This window comes from Neotamlana sedimentorum (genome assembly GCF_000943565.1).
Taxonomy (GTDB): Bacteria; Bacteroidota; Bacteroidia; order Flavobacteriales; family Flavobacteriaceae; genus Neotamlana; species Neotamlana sedimentorum.
Window position 1 is genome coordinate 379,042 of the sequence record NZ_JTDW01000002.1, and the last position, 26,001, is coordinate 405,042.

Sequence of the window (26,001 nt, forward strand, 5' to 3'; positions counted from 1 at the left end):
AAATATAAGTATTTTAAATGAAGATTATTTATTTCTACGAAGCTTTAGCTTTTCTTTGTAAAAAGATTTATTCGCAACATAAATGGTTTTGCTTAATTCTGATATTACAACCCCGTTTTTATCTGTAATGCTTGTGTTTTTTATAAGATTAAACTCTCCGTGTTTTGCAACTTCAGATTTTATGTTTTTAATTTCTTCGTTTTTAAATATAAACTCGCAATAAACAGTGCTTCTTGCTGGTTTTTTATATTTTATAGTTGCTGCTTTATCCCAAACTACATACTCTTTTCCTAAAATATTTATAAGCTGAATCATGTAAAGTGGGTCTGTTGCAGAAAACAAACTGCCTCCAAAAATAGTTCCACAAAATTTTTATAGCTTAAAGGAATTTTTATTTTAACGTATAACAAATCGTTTGATACTTCTGTTACTTTAGCTGTTGTTCGCCTATACATTGGCGACCAATTAAAGCCATATTTATATATTTGAGCATCGCTAAAAAATGTTCTTGCTAATTTTGTAATGGTTTGGTACACACTAAAACAAAGTTTGTTGTTTAGACGGGCTTTCGTGATTTAATAGCCATTGTTTGCGGTGTAAGCCCCCGGCATAACCTGTTAAACTACCATCGCTACCTATTACGCGGTGACAAGGTACTACAATCCAAAGAGGGTTTTTGCTATTGGCGTTGGCAACGGCTCGAATGGCTTTTATATCACCTAGTTGTTTAGAAAGTTCTAAATAAGATAATGTTTTTCCGCAGGGAATTTGTTCTAATAGTTTCCAAACTTGTTTTTGAAAGTCGGTCCCTTTTGGATTTAGTTTTAAACTGAAGTTTTTACGAGATCCGTCAAAATACTCTTTTAATTGAATAACACAGTCTTCTAAAATTATAGGAATAATATCTGTTAAGCTTTCTTTTGAATTTAAAACAGTAATGGATTGAATACCATTCTCATTTCCGGAAATTTTAGTGAATCCTATTGGCGAGTTAATGATACATTCTTCCATTTATTTTTTTGCTTAAGATACAAAATATAACAGCAAAATTTTTTTTGATGACATTTTAAAATTAATTCGATGAGTAAACAAACAATACAATTATCAAGTTATGAAACAAACAAATTTTTTATTCTTTTTAATTCTAATAACAGTTACTGTTTTGGGGTGTAGCTCGGAGAATGATACTAGTAATAATATTTTACAGGAAGATATAATTAATGTTAATGAGGCTGTTGAGAATTTTATGCAAACCTATGATGTACCTGGAGCAAGTTTAGCTGTAAGCATAAATGAAAAAATGGTGTACTCTAAAGGTTTCGGATTTTCTAATGTTGAGATGGACATACCCACAAACAAAGATGATGTATTTAGAATAGCTAGCGTTACTAAAGTATTTACATCAACTGCTATTATGAAATTAATTGATGACGGTCTGTTGTCTTTAACCGATAAAGTTTTCGGTGATGACAGCGTACTTGGTAATGATTTTGGAACGTCAACCTTTACTGAAGATCATTTGAATATTACTGTTGATCATCTTCTAATGCACGAACACGGCGGTTGGGGCGTATCGTCTGGTGGCGACCCTATTGACTATCAACCTCAACTAGATACTAATGATTTTATAGAGTATTTTATAAATAATTGGCCATTGCAAAATGTTCCAGGTCAATCATTTAGTTATAGCAATACAGGATATTGGCTTTTAGCTCGAGTAATAGAACGCGTTTCTGGTGAATCTTTTGAAAGTTATATACAAAGCATGCTTGCTGATTCTGAAATTACTAGCTTCAAAATCACCACATTTAGAGAAGAAGACAGAGAAGAAAATGAAGTTTATTATTATGCCAATGAGGCTGAAACTCCCTATATCTATAATATAGCTTCACGACGAGATGGTGACGGCGGAGGTGTTATAAGTGCTCCAGATTTGCTGAGATTTTTATGTGCTATAGATGGTTTTTACAATCGAGATGAAATATTAAGTAATTTATCCAATAGTATAATGAGACAGACTAGCTCTCACAGTAGCCTAGGGCGAGGGTTGGGCGTGTGGGAATCACAAGGTCTATACTATTTTACAGGGAGCTTTCCTGGAACAAGAACTTGGTTTATTATACATAATAATGGTAAAACTGTCGTTTTACTACTAAATTATCGGAGTAGTTTGAAAAATTTTGACCAAGACTTTCAAAACCTATTACTAAATATAGTGACTAATGATAGCATTCCTTGGCAAACAGAACTGGATCAATTTTAAAAAACAACGTAGTAAAGACGTTTTAAACTCGTTATGATGTCTTTGAAAATAAATAAATTAAATAGTATGAAAGCAACAAAATCTTTATTAATGTTATTTTTAATAGTGGCAACACTTTATTGTTCATCAAGTGATGATTCGGACGAAATGAATATTGATTTAATGTCAGGATTCTGGTCGGGAACATTTAGTGGTGATGATACCGGAACCTTTTCTGTATTCGTCTATGCAAATGGTACAGTTACAGGAACAGCGTATTCTAATAGTTTAAAAGCATCTTTAGAAATAGAAGGAACTATAGATGAAAAGGGTAATTTAGATGCAGTACTAGGATCTTCCGATAATGGGGCTTCTTTTACAGGGAAATTTGCAAAAGTAACATCTTCAGGTACATGGAATAACCCAAATTTTAATATTTCAGGAACTTGGTCGGGAACAAAAGATTAATTGATGTTAGTTTTTTTGAACGCCATGAAACCATTTGTATTTCACGCCGTTACTTATTTTTTTAGTCTTCTATGATTCCAAGTTTTTTAGCTCGTGCCTCCCAGCTTTTTCTAGCTTGTAATTGGAGGTCTAGGACAGTATCACTTTCATCCATAATTTCTAATCCTAAAAGAGTCTCAATAACATCTTCCATGGTTACCAAACCACTTACACTGCCATATTCATCAACTACTAAAGCCATGTGGTTGCGGCTTTCAACTAGTTGTTCAAAAAGGGTAGGAATTGGCAGGCCACGGTTTACAATTATAATAGTTCGTTGCAATTCTTCTAGCTTTTTATTGCCGTTTCCAAGCGCCATTTCTTTAAAAATTTCATCTTTTAAAACAAGGCCTTTTATATTGTCTGGGTTATCGGCGTAAATAGGAATTCTAGAAAAACGAAGATTTAAGTTTCTTTTAAAAAAGTCTTCAACAGTTGCAGTTTGATTTTCGGTTTTCATTACTGTTCGCGGCGTCATAATATCTTTAGCAAACACCTCTTTAAAAGTAAGTAAGTTTTTAATGATTTTGCTTTCGTTTTCTTGAAAAACACCTTCTTTATGTGCCATTTCAGTCATTACCATAAAGCTTTCACGATTTAAAACACTGCCATGACCTTTGCCTCCTATAAGTTTTGTAGTAAGTTGTAGTAACCATAAAATACCTGTCCATTTTAAAGGAAATATTAAAACATGAAGTGCTTTTGTTGTAAAATTTGATAATCCTTTCCAATAGGTTGCACCAATTGTTTTAGGGATTATTTCTGATGCTACAAGTATTAAAATAGTCATAATAGATGATACGATACCAACCATTAAATCTTCGGTAACAGTAATGCCAAAAATGGTTGAGGTTTTCGAGCCATATATTTCAACATAAGCCACTTTAGCTTGCACACCAACTAAAATAGCACCAACGGTATGTGCAATAGTGTTAAGTGTTAAAATAGCAATTAAGGGGCGGTCTACATCTTGTTTTAATTGCTCTAAACTTGTGGCAAAAGCTTTTCCTTCCTGTTTTTTCAGGTTAATAAAAGTAGGGGTAACACTTAATAAAACAGCTTCTAAAATAGAGCATAGAAATGAAAAAAAAATGGAAATAACGCCGTAAAAAATAAGTAAGGCCATAAATTGGAATATAGTTTATATATAGGACTAAGTTACAAAAAGCAATTTACAATTAAAGGCTTTTTTAGTATTGCTTAAATATAGTTTAATCTTAGGTTTAGTACTTGTATAAAAAAAATGAATATTGTTAAAAAAATGAGTAAATAATAAAATTTTGATAGAAAAAAAATGCGAAAATAGTTAAAAAACACGGTTTATTTTTGTGTTTTGCTGTTTTCAATGCGAATAATTAAATTTTATTCAGCTATTGATTTAAGTTACTGATTATTAAGTTTTTAATATTATTTTTGTGCTTTCAAATTTCGGTAAAAGCTAAAAACATAAGCTTTATTTATAATAATTGTCTGTATACCTTTAGGGTGTATAACTAACTTATATTAATCCGAAACTTTATGAAAAAAATTACGCTTTGTTTAATGATGCTAATCGGCATCACTGCATTTGCTCAAATCGAGATTGTAGAAAATTTCGATGGGCTATCTAACAACGGTGTTCCAACTGGTTGGACAGAAACCAATTTTGGAGCAACAGCGAACTTTACTTGTGATGGTTCTGAATATGCTATGGGAACTGCATTTACAGGAGCCGGATCAGAAACTTTATCAACACCTAATTATTCGGCTATTTCAAACGGTACCGATCTTACTGTTAGCTTTTCATATAATATATTTGAGCAAACAAGTCAATTTCCTCCTGTAGCTTATACAGGTCCAGCATCTGGTTGGGGTTCTATTGCGGTAGAATATACTACAGATGGTACAACTTGGAATCCGCTTACAACAATAACCGATAGTGATTTTACATTTGTAGATAACCAAACTTGTGGAACTGTAAATGTAAATGCTGGTACTATTGCTAATGCTAGCGATTTTCAAGCGCGTTTTGTAGTTACAGCTTCTACTATTTCTACTTTTGTATTATGGGTTGTTATCGATAATGTTTCTTTAACACAGGTTGCCGATGCGGTACCTAATTGTGATGCTGTTTTAACATCACCTTTAAATGCATCTAACACAGCCGAAACCGATGCTACTTTAACATGGAGTAGAGCAACTGGTTTGGCAACTGGTTACACGCTTTCTGTTGGTACTACTTCTGGTGGAACCGATGTTGTAAATGCTGTAGATGTAACAGGAACTAGCTACGATGTAACAGGTTTAGCATACGAAACCGATTATTACGTAAACATTGTACCTTACAATGCTATAGGAAGTGCAACAAGCTGCACAGAAGAAATGTTTACAACTCGTGTTGAACCTATAGATGGTACAAGTTGTAGTAAGCCAATTGCAGTTTCTACGTTCCCATTTTTACACCAAGACGATACGGCTAATTACGAAGATAATATTGATGTGAGCCCATGTAGTAATACTTACATGAGTGGTAACGAAGTATTTTATGAAATTACACCAGCTACAGACATGTCAATAAACATTTCGGTTACAAACATTTTACCTGCAACTGGTAGTAGAGCAGCCATTCACGTTGTTGAAGGTTGTATAGATACGGCTACCGAATGTTTAGGTTATGTTGGTGCTTACAGTGCGCCTTCTGGTGGTGTTGCAGATGAAAGAACTTTAAACGATATTGTTCTTTCTGCTGGAACAACATATTACGTTGTTTTAAGTACTAGTAATAATAGTGCTACTTTTTCTTATAATTTATTTATTGAACAAAATCCATGTATTAACCCAACATTTGGAGAGTTAACACCTGTTGCCGATTGTGGAAACAATCAATTTACAGTAGATGTAGATATAAACTATTTAGGCGATGCTACTACGTTAACTTTATCAGATAATATGGGTAATACTTATGAAGATATTTCTGCAACTGGTGTAGTTAGTGCAGGACCTTATGCAAGCGGATCGACTGTTGAGTTTACAGTAACAAACGACGATGAAGCGTCTTGTTCTGCAACAGCATCTGCATATTTTTATTGTCCTCCTGCTAACGATGAATGTTCAAGTAGTATTGTCTTAACGGTAAATGCAGACGATACTTGTACAAATATGTTATCGGCATCGAATGCTGGTGCAACAGAATCTACTAGCGATACTGTAACTTGTGGTAATAATACAAACGATGTTTGGTTTCATTTTGTTGCTACACAAGAAAGTATGGTTGTAGAATATTCTAATGTAACTGCTGTAATTGGTACAGGGGGAACTATTCAAGCTACTGAGTTTTACGAAGGTACTTGCGGTAGTTTAACAAGCATATCTTGTACAACAGGAAATTATATGACTTATACCGGTTTAACAATTGGTAACACCTATTACTTACGCAATGTTTCTAATAACTCTGGAGAGTATGCGCAAAGTTTTGATATTTGTGTTAGAGAATTATCTAGTCCGCCGGCAAACGATGAGTGTTCTAGTGCTACTGCATTAACAGCGCCAACAGCCGATAATGCGCTAGAAACTATATCAGGAACAACTGTAGGCGCATTACCGTCTGCCGATAATGCTTGTAATACTTCTGGTTATGGTGATGTTTGGTATGTTGTTAACCCAACTGTCGATGGCATTTATCAATTCTCTATCGCAGAAAACCCAACTGGTCAAACAGGTTCTGTATATTTTTCAGTTTACGAAGGCATTTGTGGTAGTTTAACAGAAAAATCTACCTCATGTAATTCAAGTAGCGATTTTATTATTTCATTAAGTAGTTCATCTACATATTATGTAATGGTACAAACAGCGCTTACATATCCAGGCATCACGTTTGATTTAGATTTAACAAAATTACCAGATGCTGTAGCACATAGTGATTGTTCGAGTGCATTAGCCTTTAACGAATCTCCAGATGCAACTGGAGCTAATAAAATTACCGGAAATATTAATGTAACCGATGTTGTATACTATTCTCCAGAAGGTTGTGCTAGTTCTACTAACGAAACGGTTTGGTACGAATTTACACCAACTAAAACGGGTACTTATCATTTTGAATTAGTGAGAACTTCAGGAACATCTTATTACACTGTATACAGTTCTAACGATTGTTCTTCAGATTTAGAATATTTAGGTGGCGAAATTAATAGTTGTTTTGAATCTGGATCGGATTCTGGCCCTGTGGAAGCAGGAAAAACTTATTTAGTAAGTATTCAAGCTTCTTCAGCAGCAGAATTTACTTTTAACGCTTACCCAGATGAGACATTAGATATTAATGATGTTAATTTTGAAGGATTTACTTATTATCCAAATCCAGTAAAAAACACATTAACTCTTGAGGCAAGAAATGCTATTTCTAGTATTAGCATTCGCAATATCGTTGGGCAAGAAGTAAAGCGAGTTGTGCCAAACAGCATAAAGTCTATGGTAGATATGAATAATCTAAAAGATGGTGTTTACTTTGTATCGGTTAAAATTGATGCTTCAGTAAAAACGTTTAAGGTTATCAAGAAATAATTTCATAATTCATTTTTAATTATTTGCTTATTCTGTAAAAAGTATAGCAGGTCATTTTTTTTAAGCTTGGGCATTTTTGCTCAAGCTTTTTTGTTTTACTATTAAGTTTTCTTTTATAATTTTAGTTAAATTATAGGTATGATTATTTTGTGGTCGTAAAACTTTATTAAAGTTTAGTATATTTATCATTTTTTAATTCTTTTGTTGAAAATTTTAACATTGATTGAATTTTGTTGATTGAAAAAATGCAAATTCTGTATGTGTAGAAATTGAAATGCTTTTGAGTTTATGAATCAAAGTTTAACATATTTTAAAAAACGCTTTATCAAAGCGTTTTTTTGCATGTTATTATTTTGTGTTTCGTCAGTGTTTTCTCAAGAGAATGATTTATTAAATAAAGCTCAGGAACTAATTTATTCTAATCCCGATGAGGCTATTAAAATAGCCGAACATGCTTTAAAAAATACCGTGCATATTAGTGATAAAGCGCAACTTAATGTTATTCTTGGGAAAAGTTATTTTACAAAGGGAAGTTATAATAAGGCCGCTAATGCTATTTTTAAAGTACATAATAGTTCGCCTAATATTGATAGTCTAGTTAAAATTGATATTAGCCTAGAAAAAGCAAAAATATTGCGGGTATTGTATTTAGACAAGCAATCACAACAACACCTAAACGAAGCTAAAAAATTAGTAAGCCATATTTCAGAAAAAAGCACTAAAGATTCTATTCAATATCTTGTAGCTTTAGAGGATATAAACTTTAAATTAAACCTAAGGCAAAGTCAAGAAGCTTTAAGCGCAATACAACAAGAGTTAAATAATTTTAAGTCATTTTTAAACTCACATAAACCAGAACATCAAAAACTACTGTTGTTAACGGCAATTGCGTATAAACAATTAGAAAGGTACGATTTAGCAGAAAAATATATTGATGAAACCTTGAAATTTATACACCCTATGCAAATAAATAGCTTGAACGAAAAAGCTATTATTTATAAAGAAATAGGAGAGCTTTATTTGCAAGAAAAAAAATTTAACGAAAGTGAAGAATCGCTTTTTATTGCACTTCGATTTGCCGAAATAATACAAAATCCTGTACTATTAATGGAGATTAATAGAGCTATTGCTATTAATTATATAGCAACCAATCAACAAAGCAAGCACCGGGTTTATAATGATGAATTTTTGGTGTTAAATAATAAGGTGGAATTAATGGAGCAAGATGCCATAAACACTGTTTTTAATTTAATAAATAGCGAAGATAATCAAGCTGTGATATTAAAAGAAAACACCTATAAAAAATATCAAAACTTTTTAGTTTTTGGACTAGTTATTCTGTTTATTATAAGTGTGTTTATGTGGCAAAAAAGCCAAGGAAAAAAACGACGGTTACAAGAAATTATTAAATATTTAGAGATAAGTAGAAATACGTTTAAAAAAACAAAACCTAAAACAAAACCAAGAGCTAATCGCATTGTAATTCCGGCAGAAACCGAAAAAACAATTTTACAAAAGCTTAAGCGTTTTGAGAACTCCAAAATCTACTTAAACAAAGATATGTCCTTAGCCTTGTTAGCAGGACATTTTGAAACTAATACTAAATATCTTTCAGAAATAATTAACAAACATTATAACGATAACTTTAATACTTTCATAAATAAGTTAAGGTTAAATTACATTATAAATAAGTTAAAAAATGACCCGAATTATATAAATTATAAAATAAGCTTTTTAGCAGAAGAAAGTGGTTACTCATCTCACAGCAGTTTCGCTACAGTGTTTAAGTCTATAATTGGTATGTCTCCGGCAACTTTCATCAACTTAATAAAAGAAGAGCGCGAGGCTAATAAAAAGAAAGAATCGTAAATAAATGATACTTAAACCAATATATCGCTTTATTTTCTTAATACTTTTAAGTGTTATTTCGGGAGCTATTTATGGTCTTGAGACTAACGTACAACAAATTGATAGTTTACTTAAAGCAAGTAAAAATAGAGTTTACGAAACGCCGGATAAGTCTATAGAATTAGGTGTATCTGTGGCAGAAAACACTTCATATTCAAAAACCATTCGAACACGAGCTTTAATGTTGGTGTCATTGGCTTATACCTCGAAGCGCGATTATCAAAAAGCACTTGAATATAGTGACAAAGCAGGTGTTTTAGCAAGCCAAATAAATGACAAAAAACTAGAAATTGAAATACTTTTTACTACCGGAATTTTATACCAACAACTTAAAATATTCGATAAATCCATTGAGTTTTTAGAAAAAACTGAAGCCCAAGCATTAATTTATCCCGAGCGCGATTCGGTTGGTAAACTTTTGGCTAACAGTTATATAGTTAAAGGTTTCATTTACAAGGATAATTTAAATTGCGATATTGCTCAAGAGTTTTTCGATAAAGGAATTCATCAATATCAAAAATTAGAAAATCAAAGTCATAATGCTAATTTAAGCATTGTGTATTATAATAAAGGGAATTGCTATATTTTACAATCGGAATACGGACTCGCAAAAAACAGTTTTAACAGATCTATTGCTTTTGCAGAATTAGAAAATGCAAGTAGTTTAATTTCGTTTGCTCAAAAAGGGTTAGCTGAGGTTTATACATTGGAAGGTGCTTATCAAAAATCGGTCGATTTACTTTTAACGGCTTTGAATCAATCAAAAAATGTTGGAGATCTAGTTTTAAATTCGGCAATTTATAAAGGACTTTTTGAAAATTATTTAGCCTTAAATAATTGGGAATTATATCGAAATTATTACAATTTATATTTAGAAGTTCAATTAGATATTAAGACCTCAGAGCGAAACTCAATTAGCGATTCTTTAAGTAAAAATAAAATTAACCAGAATAATTATTTAGAAATTTTAAATAAGAAATATAAAATTCGCTTTATATGGATACTTGTTTTTTCTTTTTTAGTGTTTGTTTCGCTGTTCTTTTTTTATAAAAACAACCGAAAAACAATAAAATCTTTACAAAAAACAATAGATTCTATTCAAAATACGCAATAAAACATCTAGAGTGTTAAGAAATATCTAAAACATACCTATGTATCTGATTGTTAGTTTTTTATGTTTAATTTTTGGGTTTCAAATTTCAGTAAAAAGCAAATACTAAGCCTTAGTTTACACCTTTATATTATTTATCTTGGACATTGAAAACTCTAACTGAAAATGTCTTAACATGCAAAACAAACTACAATGTGTATTTGTTGGTAAGTCTGCTGGTAATTTTAAATTCAATTCGCAGGTAAACGCACAAAGCACAATTTACAAAAAAAGCACCCTCATATTCTTTTTTGTACTTAGCATTTTAATGCTGTTCTCGAACAAAAATTATGCACAGTTAACTGAAAATTTCGAAAGTGGAATTCCTGGAACATGGACCATAATCGATAATGGCGTTGGTACTTTAAATTGGCAAGCCACCACCGATGGGTATTTTGCAAGCAATGCGGTATCGGTTAATCCTGGAGCCGATAATATTGGCAACCAAAACACAGCACAATACTTTTTGGTAACACCACAAGTGGCAGTTCCAGAAAATGGCGAAATTCAATTTTACACTAAACAGTCTAGTAACGACGATAATGGTGCGCAATACGAAATTAGAATTTCAACAGCGGCACAGCCCGATATTAATGGGTTTAATATTGTACTGCAAAGTTATACCGAAACAACCTTAAATATTGGTTCGCAAACGGTTTACGAAAAGAAAGTAGTCGAAATACCAAGTTCTATTCCTCAAGGCTTAAATATTTACGTGGCTTTTGTAGCTGTAAATACTCAAAATGGGGCTTCTCCAACTGGCGACGAATGGTTTGTAGATAATGTGGCTATTGTACAAGGTTGTTCGGAGATTTTAGATGAAGAAGTTTCTATAGATAATATCACTATAGATTCGGCCGATATTACATGGTCGCATCCTAGTGCTACAAATTTCGAAATTCAAATTTTACCTGAAGGTGGTGTGCCTGCCGATAGCGGTATTCCTATTTCAGGAACCAGTTATAGTTTAACAAACTTAGATAGCCAAACCAATTACGAGGTTTACTTGTCTGCTATTTGCGATAATGATACCGAAAGTACTTGGACGGGTCCTTACGCGTTCGAAACCTTAAAACTAGGATTGTCTTGTGCGACACCAATTGTATTAGAAAATCTAGATACAGACCCATTTTTAATGGTAGACAATCTTTCGAATTGGCAAAACGAAAACGAAGTTTACTCAACACAAGGTAGTAACTGTTTAATAAGTTCTTCAACGGCAAATCATTTGGCAGGAAGCAAAGTGTTTTTATCTTACACACCAACCGAAGATGGTTTAATTACCTTAACTCAAGAAACTGGTGTTGGTGGAGATCCAGATGATAATTGTTGGAACTCTAGAAGTTCATTATTTGTGTATAATGGTTGTTCTAATGTAGGTGTGAATTGTTTAGCTGGTGTAATTACCGTTAACAGTAACGATCCTAAAACCATTTCTAATTTATTTGTTGAAGCTGGACAAACTTATATTATTGTAGTATCTTCTCAGCTATCCTCAACGGCAGGAATTTGTTTTAAATTGGAAATAACAAGTCCAACTTGTGCGCCTCCAGGAGACTTAGATATTAATAGTTTAACCGATACTAGTGCTAGTGTTTCATGGGATAATGTTGGCGGTTTTGCAAGTGCTTGGGATTACGCCATTGTTGCAACCGGAGCTGGCGAGCCAACCTCGGGTACACAAACAACAACCAATACAAATAACCTGTTAACAGGATTAACACCTGCAACTACTTACGATTATTATGTGCGTTCGATTTGCGATGGTACTCCAGGTGTTTGGAGCAGGCCATTTACTTTTACAACGCAGTGTACTGCTTTCGATGCGCCATATTATACAGGCTTTAATAATGCAACTACAGAATCACCAGAACCATGTTGGACCATAATGGACGAAAACCGCGATGGAGTTACATGGGATTTTATTGGAAGCGCAGTAACAAACGCTTATGCAACCGTAAGAATACGTGATTCACAAGAACAGAATTACGATATTTATGCTTCACCACAAATAAACTTCGATGGTGTTACTCAAAAACGAATTCGCTATAAACATGCAACAACTCAAGGGGTTTCAACATACGCTATTGTGTTATCAACTACTGGAGTTGGTGTAAACGATTTTACAACAGTTGTATTACCCGAAACTACAATAAATAATACAACATTTCAAGAAACTATTGTAGATATTCCTGCAAACATATCAGGGCAAGTAAACATTGCTTTTGTCGTAAGCCCAAACACATCAGAAACAGCATTGCGTCTTTCAATTGACGATGTTTATATTGAAGATAAACCAACTTGTCCAGACCCAACAGGATTAAATGCACTTAATATTGATGCAGATTCGGCTTGGTTAATTTGGAATAAAGGTGACCAAGAAACGCAATGGGAAGTTGTTATACAAGATTTGGGTTCTGGAGTTCCAACAGGAAGTGGTGAATTAACGTCTACTAATTTTCCTCATCAAGCTACCGGTTTAGAACCTGGAACACGATACGAATTTTATGTTAGAGCTTATTGTGCTACCGACGACCAAAGTAATTGGGTTGGGCCATTCGCCTTTACAACCGAGTGTACATCGTACGACACGCCATTTTTCGAAAGTTTTAATGAAGACGATGTAAATACTCAAAAATTTTGTTGGCAAGTGGCCGATAATAACAATGATGGTTTTACATGGACTATTAACGAAAACGAAGCCGAGTTTGGTTTTGGTGGAGGAGACGACTACTTAATTTCGCCAGCGATTAATATTGATGGAACTAAACAATTAAAATTTAAGTATCGTGCAGAATTTTCTTTTGCATCGCAATCTACTATAAATAATTTTGAAGTATTAATGTCTACAACAAATGCAAACGCATCTAGTTTTACCACGGTAATATCGCCTGTAGAAACCATTACAAACCCAAATTATTTAGAAAAATCGTTAATTATTCAAGCTACAGGAACGATTTACATCGCTATTAGAGTTCCTCCTGGAGTAAGCGGTTCTTCACCATTACATATAGATGATTTTAGTATAACCGATGCACCTCAATGTCCAGATCCTTCAGATTTGGCCGTTGAAACAGTTACAACAACGGGCACTACTTTATCTTGGACTCCTGGATATCAAGAAACATCGTGGCAAGTGGTTGTTCAACCTTCAGGAACAGGAGCACCAACAAGTACCACGGCGGGAGAAAACGTAACAACCCCTTCTTTTTCAACAACGAGCTTAAATGCCGATGTTCAATATGAAGCTTATGTTTTAGCTAATTGTGATGCCGAAAATAGTAACTGGGTTGGGCCTATTAATTTTAAAACATTATGTGATAGTTTTATGTTGCCTTTTGTTGAAACGTTTAATACCGATTCTGAAACAGAGAGCTGTTGGACGGTGTTTAACGAAAACCAAGATGCTGAAGCTTGGGAACTAAATAGTGCTTCATATCCATACGAAGGCGATCAAGCCGCTGCGATTTTTTCTGGTACAAATGGTAGAAACGACGATTGGCTAATTTCGCCTACTATTAATATAACAGAAAATCAACGTTTACGTTATTATTACCGTGTTAACGATAGTTTCTTTAGCGAAGATTTAGAGGTGTTATTATCAACCACTGGAATAGGATTAGATCAATTTACAACCGTTTTATACGATTCTGATGATGATCCGGTACTTATAAATAATACCGAGTACAAGGTTAAAATTATTAATATCCCAACAAATATTATAGGAGATGTTAATATTGCATTTCATGTGCCATATTTCCCGAGTACAGGACCTTACAGAGGTCAAACTTTAGTAATCGATAATGTTAATATTGAAGATATTCCCGATTGTCCAGAGCCTACAAATATCACTTTAAATACTATTACAGATACAACAGTTCAAGTGGGTTGGGATGCTAACGGAAGCGAAACAGCTTGGGAAATATCTGTACAACCAACAGGAACGCCAGCACCAGTTGGCGATACCGATCCTAGTTATTTATACAATGCAACTACAAACCCGTTCGATATAACAGGATTAACGGCTGCTACAAAATACGATGTGTATGTAAGAGCTGTTTGTTCTGGAGATACAGAAGCTGTTTGGACAGGTCCTATACAGTTTACAACTAAATGTAGTTTCGATAATTTATGTCAGTATACGTTTGTGTTAAATAGTGATTCCGATATTTCAATACGTTTAGATATTACACAAAATAACCAAGTAACGCAGTCGTTACCATTCGATAATATAGACGACGATACTTATGTTATTAATTTCTGTTCTGGAGTAGAGTTTAGCGTTTTTCTTGCTACTATTCCAGGTGGTGGTGGTAACCCAGCACAGTATGAAAATTATACGGTTGAAATTTATGATGCTGAAAACAATTTAGTTTTCATGAATACATCAGGAATGGCGATAAATACAACAGTTTATAGAGGTTACGCTTCGTGTGGTGTAATTTCTTGTCCAGAGCCAACCAATTTATCGGTTAGCGAAACTATGGAGTTTTCATGGGACGCTGGTGGAAGCGAATCGCAATGGGAAGTAGCTGTACAGCCTTTTAAAAATCAAACTATTCCGCAATCGGGAACCATTGTTTCAACAAATTCGTATATGCCTGTTGCTTCAGATTTTTCAGATCCTAATGCTGCAACTTACGAGTATTTTGTTAGAGCTGTTTGCGGAACAGATGATGAAAGCTTTTGGTCGGGACCATATCCGTTTGTTAGAAACGACGACGTATCAACCGCTTTGGAAGTTCCAATAAATAACGCTGAAGCTTGTAACGAATCAACAACAGCTGTGTCGTTTATTTCAGCTACAGCTTCAGCCGAAACCATGAGTTGCGAAGGTAATATTTCAAACGATGTTTGGTTCAGCTTTACAGCACAATCAAAGGTGCATAATATAGTTGCTAGTTTTTATACAGGTAACTACAGAGTAAGTGGAAGCTATCCTGTTTATCCAGATATTGTTATGACGCTTTATAAAGATGACGGTTCTGGTGACTTACAAGAATTAAGTTGTAGCTACGACAATGCTATTTCAGCTATGTATTCTAGTGCATTGGTTGTTGGCGATACCTATAAAGTTCGCTTATCTAAAGTAAGTGCAGAAGATACCGAGTATTTATTAAACTTATGTATTAGTACACCAAACGATATATGTATAGGAAATACTATTAATGGTAATTTCGAACAGCCTAGTTTAAATGGTTTAAGTGGTGTAAATACCATTGTAAATATTAATACGGTGCCTGGTTGGAGATCAAATTTAGACACTACAAGCGGGTTATTCCTGTGGGAGTCTTTAAACGCTCCTGGTTTTCAGCCGTATGAAGGCGGTCAATGTGCGCAATTACTTTCCGATCAAGGTGTAGAAATCGATCCTAACGATAATATTAATGTAAAAGGGTTGTATCGAGATTTTGATACTTCAGAAATTACTTTACTAGAGTTTAGCTACGCGCATTTAGGTAGGTTCGACGATAATTCTATTCAAGTATTTGCGGGTGCTCCAGGAGGACCTTATACTATGATTAATGAACATTTAGGTCCAACACAAGCTTGGAGTGTTGTAATGGACGATTATCAAGTGCCTGCTGGTCAAACCCAAACAAGAATTATTTTTAGGTCTAAAGACAACATTATTGGTAACGTTTTAGATGCTATTGAGTTTTGGTCTACAAACGAAATTATATCCACTCCTTTCGAAGTAGATTGTACCGATCCAACAGCAACGTTAAATGCTAATGGTATTGGAGAATGGGTGGCTGCCGACGGTAATCCGGGAGATGTTACTATTAATAACAACAACCCAGGAGAAGCCGAAGTTACAGGTTTCTTATATCCTGGTACTTATACTTTTATTTGGGAAACAAGTAATTGCTCTAGCAGCATAGAACTTACTTATAACGGTGTTGCCGATATGCCAACGGTTACCACACCAATTGAGTATTGTTTAGATGCAACGGCTACCGAATTAACTGCCACAACTACAAGTCAATATGCTTTAGTTTGGTACACCACCGAAACGGGAGGAACAGGAAGTACAACAGCAATTACGCCAAGTACAGCAACTGTAGGGAATACTTCGTATTATGTTGCTAATCGCGATACTAATGGTTGTGAAGGTCCACGTAGCGAAATTGTAGTTACCATAAACGATGTTATTACGCCAGAGTTAATGTTTAGTTACAGCGAAACATGTGTTGTTTCTACCACAAACCCAACAGCAAGTTTGGCAATAGGGTTCGCTGAAGGTGGAACATTTAGTTCATCTACATTAACGGTTGATGCTGCTACTGGAGAAATCGATATCACTTCAGCTTCTGTAGGAACACATCAAGTAACATATACTTTTAATGGTGATGATGCTACTTGTACGCAATCGGGAACTTACAATGCTTCTATTGAATTTACAGCGGCTATCGAACCTGTTACAACGTTCGATTATGGAATGACCTCGTTCTGTGAACTTGAAACCGGAACAATTTCGCCAATCTTAGCAACAGGATTTACAACTGGTGGAGCTTTTAGCTCATCAACATTAACTATTGATGCTTCAACTGGAGAAATCGATTTATCGAATGCTTCTTCAGGAACGCATAATATTACTTACACTTACCAAGGCGATGCAACTAATTGTGAAGCAGATGGTCTTTATAGTTTAAGTATTGAAATTATTGAAGCAACTGCAACAGTTTCAGATTTTACATATGAAAATGATGTGTATTGTGCTTCAAGCTCTAACGTTTTACCAGAACTAGCATCAGGATTTACAACTGGTGGAACATTTTCAGCAGAAGCAGGATTATCGATTGATGCCACAACAGGTGAAATTAATATTGCTGCAAGTACCGAAGGAAATTATAATGTTACCTATCAAGTTTTAGATGATATTGCAAACTGTTCCGCAGGAAATACATCAACATTTAATATTACTGTTTTAGATGCTATTGAAGCTGAAATTGAAGGCGGTTGCGAAAATGAATCTTATTGGTTAACTGTATCGCCTGTTAATAGTTCGTATGAAGCGAGCGAAGTAAGCTATACTTGGATGGATGCCAGCGGTAATGTTGTTGGGAATGATTCTGATATGTTTGATGTTACTGCCTATGCCGATGCAAGTGCTAACCTTACTACACCAATTACATTTACCGTTGTGGTTAATTTTGGCGATTGTTCTACAACTGCAAGTTTTACTACAAGTCGTTTATCGTGTAGAAACATTCCTAAAGGTATTTCGCCCGATGGTAACGGTAAAAACGATACGTTCGATTTAACCGGATTTGGTGTAGTAAGACTTAATATTTATAACCGAAATGGTGTTGAGGTGTATCGCTTTAATGGTAATTACACCAACCAATGGAATGGGACTACTAATAAAGGGAAAGACCTACCAGATGGCACTTATTTTTATAACCTTCAAAAAGACAATGGAAGCTCTGAAACAGGATGGGTTTACATAAACAGAGCGCACTAATTGTAAAAAATATACCAATGAAGAAAATATATTTAACAACACTAATTGTATTTACGGTTTTGCTAAGTGTTTCGGCACAACAAGACCCGCAATACACGCAATATATGTATAACATGAATGTTGTAAACCCAGCGTATGCGGGTTCTAAAGAAAATCTTGCTATTGGGGTTTTATACCGTTCGCAATGGGCTGGTATACAAGACGCTCCTAAAACAGCAACGTTTTCTATACACAGTCCTGTTGGTAAAAATGTAGGATTAGGATTTTCAATAGTTTCCGATAAAATTGGCCCTGTTGAAGAAAATAACATTTATGCCGATTTCTCTTATACTTTAAAATTAAGTGGCGAACATAAGTTGGCCTTTGGTTTAAAAGGAGGTTTAACAGCTCAAAATATAGGTTTGTATAGCGATATTGGAGCTGGTTTTGTTCCCGATGCCAACGATGAGGCTTTTAGCGAAAATAGCAGTAGCACCAATTTAAATATTGGTGCAGGTATGTTTTATTATACCAATAATTACTATGTGTCTTTAGCTGTGCCAAACATGCTTAAAAATACCTATTTAAATGTCACCAATAACGGACAAGAGTACACTTACGGAAGCGATGTGATGCACTATTTCTTGTCTGCTGGTTATGTGTTTAACCTTTCGGAAAACACCAAGTTTAAACCATCATTTATGTTAAAATCGGCATTTGGGGCACCATCGTCGCTAGACTTGTCGGCTAACTTTTTGTTTTTCGAGAAGTTTGAAGCAGGCGCAACCTATCGTTTAGACGATTCGGTTGGGCTTATGGCAAATTTTGCTATTACGCCAGATTTACGTATTGGTTATGCTTACGATTATATTACCTCAGAATTAAGTGCAGGAACTTCGGGATCGCACGAAATTATGTTATTGTTCGATTTAAACTTCCCGAAAAAAGTATCTATTTCACCTAGATTTTTCTAATAAAACTACAATTAAAATGAAAAATATTTTCTGTCTATGTTGTTCAATCTTACTTGTTGCGGTAAGTTATGGGCAAACAAGTTATACCGAAAAAGCCGATAAGCTTTTCGATACCTATCAATATGTTGATGCCATTGATGCATACTTACAACTTGTTGAAAAACAAAACGCCGATGCTCATGTTTATAAACAATTAGCCGATAGCTATTATAACGTTTTTAACATTAATGAAGCTGCAAAATGGTATGAAATGGCGCTTACAACCTCGCAAGATGCCGAAACTTATTACCGTTATGCTAACGTTTTAAAATCACAAGGAAAATACGAGGCGGCAAACAAACAAATGGATATTTTTGCTAAAATGGCGCCTAACGATAATCGTGCAAAAGCACATTTAGCTGATCCTGATTTTGTGCCTAGTCTAGAAAATAGTTCGAAGCTTTATACCGTTGAAGAAGCACCGTTTAATACGGCAGAGCAAAGCGATTTTGGTGCCGTTTTAACCAACAACAATATTTTATACTTTGTTAGTACCAGAAATACTGGAAAAAAGGAAGATAGTTGGACAAAGCAACCGTATTTAGACATTTATAAAGCAAACAGGAACGACGACGGTACTTTTACCCAAGCCGAACCAGTAAATAGTTTAAATACACCATATCATGATGGGCCTATAACTTTGAGCGAAGATGGAAAAACCATTATTTTTTCTAGAGATGGCCATAGCCAAGGACTTTATAAAAAGTTAGACAAAAAACAGGTAAAATTAGCGCAACAAGGTCTTTATCAAGCAACATTAATCGATGGTAAATGGGATAATATTAAACCCTTGCCGTTTAACAGTAACGAGTATTCGGTTAGTCACCCAAGTTTAAGTAGCGATGGTAAAACCTTGTTTTTTGCATCGAATATGCCCGGAGGTTTAGGTGATACCGATATTTGGAAAGTAAGTATAACGAATGGCAAGTACGGTGAACCCGAAAATTTAGGGCCAAATGTTAATACTCCAGGTAAAGAGGGTTTCCCGTTTATTAGTGGCGATAATATTTTGTATTTTTCTTCAAGAGGAAAAAAAGGTTTTGGTGGATTTGATATTTTTAGGGTAGACCTAAACAAGAGCGAGGAGGCCGAAAACCTGGGAAAGGACATAAATACTAAAAGTGACGATTTCTCTTTTAGTATTAATTCAAAAAATAATGTAGGTTTTTATGCATCAAACAAATCAGGAAACGATCAAATTTATGTTGCTGTTCCTGTGTGTAAATTCGATGCCATTGCTTTAGTTAAAGATGCAAAAACAAAGGCTCTTTTAAACTTAGCAAAAGTTTCTTTAAATGCTAAAGCTAACGTTTTAGCTGTTAAAAACACTACAACTAATGGAAAAACGAGCTTTAATGTAACTTGCGAAAATCCGTATTCTTTTACAATTGAAAAAGAGGGTTACGAGAGCTTAACTGTTGCTGTAAAGCCTAACAACGGAGAAGCTGTTGTTGTTGAAGCATTATTAATTCCAATAGTAGAAAATGAATTAATTACTGAAACAGAAGTTAAATTAAACAACATTTATTTCGAGTTTAATAAAAGTAATATTACCGCTCAAGGAGCTAGTGAGTTAGATAAGTTGGTGGCTATTATGAAAGCCTATCCAAACATGGAAATTTTAGTACAATCGCATACCGATACTAAAGGTAAAGCCGCTTATAACTTAAGCTTGTCTGAAAAACGTGCACAATCTACCGTTCAATACTTAATTTCAAAAGGAATTGAGAAAAATCGTCTATCGGCAAAAGGTTTAGGAAGTACACAACCAAAAATAGATTGTACTCGTAATTGTACAAAAGAAGACGACGCAAAAAATAGACGTTCAGAATTTTTGATAATTAAGAAATAGAATTGTTAAATTTATAACCTAAATAATTTGATTATTATGAAGATAGGGCAAACGGTGAAGTTTTTATTGTTGGGGTTATTAATTTTAAGTTTTGTTAAGTTACAAGCTCAAAATGAACCTAACGATTGTGATAACATAATAACTGTTTGTGGTAACGGAAATTTTCAATCTAATGCTACTGGTCCTGGAAACAACCCAACCGAGGTTAATTCCTGTGGTGGATTCGAACATAATTCGTTGTGGTTAGAAGTTAATATTGCCCAAGCTGGAACTTTAGGTTTCGATTTAATTCCTAACGATCCGGATATTATGGTCGATTACGATTTTTGGGTTTATGGTCCAAACAGATTATGTTCTAACCTAGGAAGCCCTATTCGTTGCGCAACAACTAATCCTAATCAAGCTGGTTTAGCAAATAATCATACAGGTATTAATGGCTCAACAACATTAACGCAAACGGGACCAGGACCAAATGGTAATGGTTACGTATTTTGGTTAACTGTAGCGGTTGGAGAAACGTACTACATTGTAGTAGATCGACCTGATGGTGATGGCGGTTTCGAAATTCAATGGACAGGGACAGCAATGCAAGGTACAGGTGCTTTTCCTGCGCCTCCAACAACTAATGCTATTGATGACGTTATTGCTTGTAGTGGTACGCCAGATATTTCTATTTTTAATTTAGATGGTTTAAAAAGCAGTATTAACGCAGATCCTAGTAACACCATCGAATTTTACGAAAACTTAGCCGATGCTACCGATGGCATTAACGCCTTACCAGGTATTTATGCTAACACCAGTAATCCGCAACAAATTTATGCTAAGGTACTATCGGGAACGACCGATTGTTATAGTTTAGTAGATTTTAATTTAGTGGTTTCGCCTATTCCAGATGCTCAAGTTTCTGTAGATAGAAATACCATTTGCGATGGTGAGTCGGTTTCTTTTACATTCACAGGAACCGAGAATACAACAGTAAATTACAATATTAACGGTGGTGCAACACAACATGTTGTTATGGATGCTTCAGGTGTAGCAACTTTAAATCAGGTGCTAACGGTAAATTCAACATTAACACTAGAAAGTGTGCAGGTTATTGATGGTTCTGGAACTGTAATTTGTTCACAAAATTTAACTGATTCTGAATCTATAACTGTTAACCCAAGTGAAACACCAGATTTTGCACAGGTTGCCGATATATGTAGTGGCGAAACTTTAGCTGCGCTTCCTACAACCTCGAATAACGGAATTACAGGAACCTGGAGTCCGGCACTCGATAACACAACAACCACAACCTATACTTTTACTCCAGATGGTAGCCAGTGTGCTTTCACCCAAACCATGACGATTACAGTTAATCCAAATATCACACCCAATTTTACACAAGTGGCCGATATTTGTAGCGGTGAAACTTTAGCAGCACTTCCAACAACCTCCGATAATGGCGTTACGGGAACATGGAGTCCAGCGCTCGATAATACGGCAACCACAACTTATACGTTTACACCAGATGCAGGTCAATGTGCTTCTAATCAAACCATGACAATCACTGTTAACCCAAATGTTACACCAACATTTACTCAGGTGGCCGATATTTGTAGCGGTGAAACTTTAGCAGCACTTCCAACAACTTCCGATAATGGTGTTACGGGAACCTGGAGTCCAGCGCTCGATAATACTGCAACTACAACTTATACATTTACACCAGATGCAGGTCAATGTGCTTATAATCAAACCATGACAATCACGGTTAATCCAAATATTACACCAACATTTACTCAAGTGGCCGATATTTGTAGCGGTGAAACATTAGCTACGTTGCCAACAACTTCCGATAATAATGTTACAGGAACCTGGAGTCCGGCATTAGATAATACTGCAACTACAACTTATACATTTACACCAGATGCAGGCCAATGTGCTACGGAGCAAACTATGACCATTACAGTTAATCCGAATACCTCACCTGATTTTACACAAGTGGCCGATATTTGTAGTGGTGAAACTTTAGCGCCATTACCAACCACCTCGAACAATGGTGTTACAGGAACCTGGAGTCCGGCGTTAGATAATACAACAACTACAACTTACACGTTTACACCAGATGCAGGCCAGTGTGCTACGGAGCAAACTATGCTTATAACGGTAAATCAAAATATTATACCCAATTTTACACAAGTGCCCGATATTTGTAGTGGTGAAACTTTAGCAGAATTACCAACCACCTCAAACAATGGTGTTGTGGGAACATGGAGTCCAGCGCTCGATAATACCGCAACTACAACCTATACGTTTACACCAGATGCAGGTCAATGTGCTTCTAATCAAACCATGACAATCACTGTTAACCCAAATGTTACACCAACATTTACTCAGGTGGCCGATATTTGTAGCGGTGAAACTTTAGCAGCACTTCCAACAACTTCCGATAATGGTGTTACGGGAACCTGGAGTCCAGCGCTCGATAATACTGCAACTACAACTTATACATTTACACCAGATGCAGGTCAATGTGCTTATAATCAAACCATGACAATCACGGTTAATCCAAATATTACACCAACATTTACTCAAGTGGCCGATATTTGTAGCGGTGAAACATTAGCTACGTTGCCAACAACTTCCGATAATAATGTTACAGGAACCTGGAGTCCGGCATTAGATAATACTGCAACTACAACTTATACATTTACACCAGATGCAGGCCAATGTGCTACGGAGCAAACTATGACCATTACAGTTAATCCGAATACCTCACCTGATTTTACACAAGTGGCCGATATTTGTAGTGGTGAAACTTTAGCGCCATTACCAACCACCTCGAACAATGGTGTTACAGGAACCTGGAGTCCGGCGTTAGATAATACAACAACTACAACTTACACGTTTACACCAGATGCAGGCCAGTGTGCTACGGAGCAAACTATGCTTATAACGGTAAATCAAAATATTATACCCAATTTTACACAAGTGCCCGATATTTGTAGTGGTGAAACTTTAGCAGAATTACCAACCACCTCAAACAATGGTGTTGTGGGAACATGGAGTCCAGCGCTCGATAATACCGCAACTACAACCTATACGTTTACACCAGATGCAGGTCAATGTGCTATCGAGCAAACCATGACCATTACGGTTAATCCTGTTATTGATCCAGAATTTACGCAAATGGCCCCACGTTGTAGCGGACAAAATATTAACCCGTTACCAACCACCTCTAACAACGGTGTTACAGGAACTTGGAGTCCGGCAATTGATAATACAACAACTACAGTTTATACCTTTACGCCAGATGCTGGCCAATGTGCCAACGAGCAAACTATGCGTATTATTGTTAGCCCAACACCAATAATAGTTTTAGATAATTTAAGTGAATGCACGCTTAGTGGCAACGGTTATTTCGATTTCGATTTAAATGCCGAAATTCCTGCTATTTTAGGAAGCACACAAGACGCTTCAGATTTTACTGTGGCATTTTTTGAAGACGCTTCTGCTTCAATGCAAATAACAACAAATCCGTATACTAATTCAACGGCATACAATCATATCATTTATGTTCAAATTACAGATAATGCTACGTTGTGCGATGCTATTTTTCCATTTAATTTAACGGTTGAAGACGCTGCAATTGCAACAACACCTAATCCTATTAATATTTGTGATGGCGATGGTGAAAATGATGGGTTTTTTCAGTACGATTTAACTACTTTAAATGCTGAAATTTTAAATGGACAAGATCCAAATAATTATATTGTCGATTATTTTGAAGACCCGCAAGATGCAGAAGATGGCGTAAATGCTATTTCGAATCCAGACACTTTTGTGAATTCGGTGGCAAACAATCAAACCATTTATATTCGTGTTTATCATGCTAGTTCGCCAGATGTTTGTTATGATACAACTTCGGTAAGTTATACTGTAAATCCTATTTTAAAACCGTTGATTTCATCTTTAACAGGTAACAACACTTTATGTGTCGATTTTGAAACAAATGCCGTGTTAAACAGCGTAACATTGGTTAGCGATTTACAAAACGCAAATTATGTTTACACTTGGTTTTTAAATGGGGTTGAAATTACTGGAGAAAATGATAGTGAGTTAATTATAGATGCTGCCAATCCTGGTGTTTATACTTTAAGCATTGAAGAAAATACACCTATTGCTAATTGTACTTCGGCAATTAGTGAAGGTTTTGAGGTGTTTCAATCTGGGCCACCTGTTTTATTAAGTGTTACACAAACTGAAACCTTCGAACCCAACCCACGAATAACCGTTTCGGTTGATGGTTATGGCGAATACTGGTTTCAGTTAGATGATGATGCACCTTTAGATAATGGCGGTGTATTTACAGGTGTTAGTAGCGGTACACACACGGTAACTGTTTTCGATATGAAAACCAACAACCCATCGTGTGGTACAATTACGGTTGATGATATTACGATTATAAATTACCCAAAAGTTCTTACACCAAATAATGATGGTTATAACGATACTTGGCATGTTTTTGCAGTAAGCGATCAGCCTTCAACTATAGTTAAAATTTTCGATAGGTATGGCAAATTACTTAAGCAATTACGACCTAACGATATTGGTTGGGATGGTACTTTTAGAGGTCAACCTTTGCCAGCAACCGACTATTGGTTCGATTTAACTTATGAAGAAAATGGCGAGCTCAAACATTTTGTGTCTCATTTTTCGTTAAGACGATAACGTACCAGTTATTTCTTTTTTTAGTATTTATATTTTTTGTAATTTTATAAAAATCAATTATTTACCCAGTTCTGGGTATTGTGTTTCCTCCCTAAAAATGTCAATTTAGCATTGTAAAATTCATTTGTGTTTTATTTAGCATATGGGTTTTTGCAGTAAAACCACCACTAAACTAAATATTATGGAAACATTTGAAACTTTTGGGAATAACCAGCAAATTGCAGTAAATATTACAGACATCGATACGGTAGCCCAACAATTAGGCACTCCTGTTTTTGCATTAAAAGCTGAAGAAAACCCAATGGATTTCGAGATTTTAGAGTCTAAAGAAAACTCGACTTCATTCTCAAAAGAACAATCTAAAAGTAGGCCAGTTTTGGCTATTAAGTTTGTTTTTATTGTCGATATAAATCAAGAGCCAAATATTAAAAAAGTCATGGAACGCACCTTAATTCGATACAGCGTGTACGACCAAGACAACAGAAAAACCTATTATTCTTCATTTATAAATTTTGAAGCTGAATTTGTTAAAATCTCCGATGAGCAGTTTACAGTAGAAAAAAATATAACGGTTGTTTTAAACGAAGATTTAAGAAGTAATCACAGAGCGTTTGTTAAATCTTTAAACTCATAATT

The 26,001-nt window shown here is 35.1% G+C and carries 13 protein-coding genes; 10 read left to right on the top strand and 3 right to left on the bottom strand.

The window, feature by feature from the left end:
- Positions 1–24: 24 nt before the first annotated feature.
- Both PW52_RS04040 and PW52_RS04045 read right to left on the bottom strand, forming a co-directional pair.
- A complete protein-coding gene (locus tag PW52_RS04040) occupies positions 25–315 on the bottom strand; it encodes a DUF4442 domain-containing protein (protein WP_316930118.1) in 291 nt (96 codons plus the stop codon).
- A gap of 222 nt (positions 316–537) precedes the next feature.
- Positions 538–1,011 (bottom strand): methylated-DNA--[protein]-cysteine S-methyltransferase, encoded by a 474-nt coding sequence (locus PW52_RS04045; RefSeq protein WP_044631626.1) that lies wholly within the window; start codon positions 1,009–1,011, stop codon positions 538–540.
- A gap of 151 nt (positions 1,012–1,162) precedes the next feature.
- Here PW52_RS04045 and PW52_RS04050 point away from each other — a divergent pair, with 151 nt between their 5' ends.
- Positions 1,163–2,263 (top strand): serine hydrolase domain-containing protein, encoded by a 1,101-nt coding sequence (locus PW52_RS04050; RefSeq protein WP_165586751.1) that lies wholly within the window; start codon positions 1,163–1,165, stop codon positions 2,261–2,263.
- Between the two features lie 66 nt (positions 2,264–2,329).
- Positions 2,330–2,710, top strand: a complete 381-nt coding sequence (locus tag PW52_RS04055; RefSeq protein ID WP_044631628.1) for a hypothetical protein — start codon at positions 2,330–2,332, stop codon at positions 2,708–2,710.
- Between the two features lie 61 nt (positions 2,711–2,771).
- Here PW52_RS04055 and PW52_RS04060 read toward each other — a convergent pair whose 3' ends face one another.
- Positions 2,772–3,875: a CNNM domain-containing protein gene (locus PW52_RS04060; protein WP_044631629.1), complete on the bottom strand. Its 1,104-nt coding sequence runs from the start codon at positions 3,873–3,875 to the stop codon at positions 2,772–2,774.
- A gap of 392 nt (positions 3,876–4,267) precedes the next feature.
- On the opposite strand from PW52_RS04060, the gene PW52_RS04065 reads away from it, so the two are divergent.
- The 8 genes from PW52_RS04065 to PW52_RS04100 all read left to right on the top strand — a co-directional run bounded on the left by PW52_RS04065 (position 4,268) and on the right by PW52_RS04100 (position 25,999).
- Positions 4,268–7,285: a T9SS type A sorting domain-containing protein gene (locus PW52_RS04065; protein ID WP_082050828.1), complete on the top strand. Its 3,018-nt coding sequence runs from the start codon at positions 4,268–4,270 to the stop codon at positions 7,283–7,285.
- A 342-nt stretch (positions 7,286–7,627) separates the two neighbouring features.
- Entirely contained in the window at positions 7,628–9,154 is a 1,527-nt protein-coding gene (locus tag PW52_RS04070; RefSeq protein WP_165586752.1) for a helix-turn-helix domain-containing protein, read from the top strand.
- A gap of 4 nt (positions 9,155–9,158) precedes the next feature.
- Positions 9,159–10,307, top strand: a complete 1,149-nt coding sequence (locus PW52_RS04075) for a tetratricopeptide repeat protein (protein ID WP_044631632.1) — start codon at positions 9,159–9,161, stop codon at positions 10,305–10,307.
- Positions 10,308–10,479: 172 nt separating this feature from the next.
- Entirely contained in the window at positions 10,480–17,811 is a 7,332-nt protein-coding gene (locus PW52_RS04080; protein WP_044631633.1) for a choice-of-anchor J domain-containing protein, read from the top strand.
- A gap of 17 nt (positions 17,812–17,828) precedes the next feature.
- Positions 17,829–18,764 (top strand): PorP/SprF family type IX secretion system membrane protein, encoded by a 936-nt coding sequence (locus PW52_RS04085; protein ID WP_044631634.1) that lies wholly within the window; start codon positions 17,829–17,831, stop codon positions 18,762–18,764.
- A 16-nt stretch (positions 18,765–18,780) separates the two neighbouring features.
- Entirely contained in the window at positions 18,781–20,655 is a 1,875-nt protein-coding gene (locus PW52_RS04090; protein ID WP_044631635.1) for an OmpA family protein, read from the top strand.
- 36 nt (positions 20,656–20,691) lie between these two features.
- Entirely contained in the window at positions 20,692–25,365 is a 4,674-nt protein-coding gene (locus PW52_RS17040; RefSeq protein ID WP_052823373.1) for a T9SS type B sorting domain-containing protein, read from the top strand.
- A 181-nt stretch (positions 25,366–25,546) separates the two neighbouring features.
- Positions 25,547–25,999 (top strand): hypothetical protein, encoded by a 453-nt coding sequence (locus PW52_RS04100; protein WP_131453967.1) that lies wholly within the window; start codon positions 25,547–25,549, stop codon positions 25,997–25,999.
- Positions 26,000–26,001: the final 2 nt, after the last annotated feature.

What these genes read in the sequence shown, in the direction of transcription:
- PW52_RS04045 (WP_044631626.1), bottom strand. Translation starts at nt 1,011, where the DNA reads ATGGAAGAATGTATCATTAACTCGCCAATAGGATTCACTAAAATTTCC.
- PW52_RS04080 (WP_044631633.1), top strand. Translation starts at nt 10,480, where the DNA reads ATGCAAAACAAACTACAATGTGTATTTGTTGGTAAGTCTGCTGGTAAT.
- PW52_RS04070 (WP_165586752.1), top strand. Translation starts at nt 7,628, where the DNA reads ATGTTATTATTTTGTGTTTCGTCAGTGTTTTCTCAAGAGAATGATTTA.
- PW52_RS04075 (WP_044631632.1), top strand. Translation starts at nt 9,159, where the DNA reads ATGATACTTAAACCAATATATCGCTTTATTTTCTTAATACTTTTAAGT.
- PW52_RS04100 (WP_131453967.1), top strand. Translation starts at nt 25,547, where the DNA reads ATGGAAACATTTGAAACTTTTGGGAATAACCAGCAAATTGCAGTAAAT.
- PW52_RS04060 (WP_044631629.1), bottom strand. Translation starts at nt 3,875, where the DNA reads ATGGCCTTACTTATTTTTTACGGCGTTATTTCCATTTTTTTTTCATTT.
- PW52_RS04040 (WP_316930118.1), bottom strand. Translation starts at nt 315, where the DNA reads ATGATTCAGCTTATAAATATTTTAGGAAAAGAGTATGTAGTTTGGGAT.
- PW52_RS17040 (WP_052823373.1), top strand. Translation starts at nt 20,692, where the DNA reads ATGAAGATAGGGCAAACGGTGAAGTTTTTATTGTTGGGGTTATTAATT.
- PW52_RS04055 (WP_044631628.1), top strand. Translation starts at nt 2,330, where the DNA reads ATGAAAGCAACAAAATCTTTATTAATGTTATTTTTAATAGTGGCAACA.
- PW52_RS04065 (WP_082050828.1), top strand. Translation starts at nt 4,268, where the DNA reads ATGAAAAAAATTACGCTTTGTTTAATGATGCTAATCGGCATCACTGCA.
- PW52_RS04090 (WP_044631635.1), top strand. Translation starts at nt 18,781, where the DNA reads ATGAAAAATATTTTCTGTCTATGTTGTTCAATCTTACTTGTTGCGGTA.
- PW52_RS04085 (WP_044631634.1), top strand. Translation starts at nt 17,829, where the DNA reads ATGAAGAAAATATATTTAACAACACTAATTGTATTTACGGTTTTGCTA.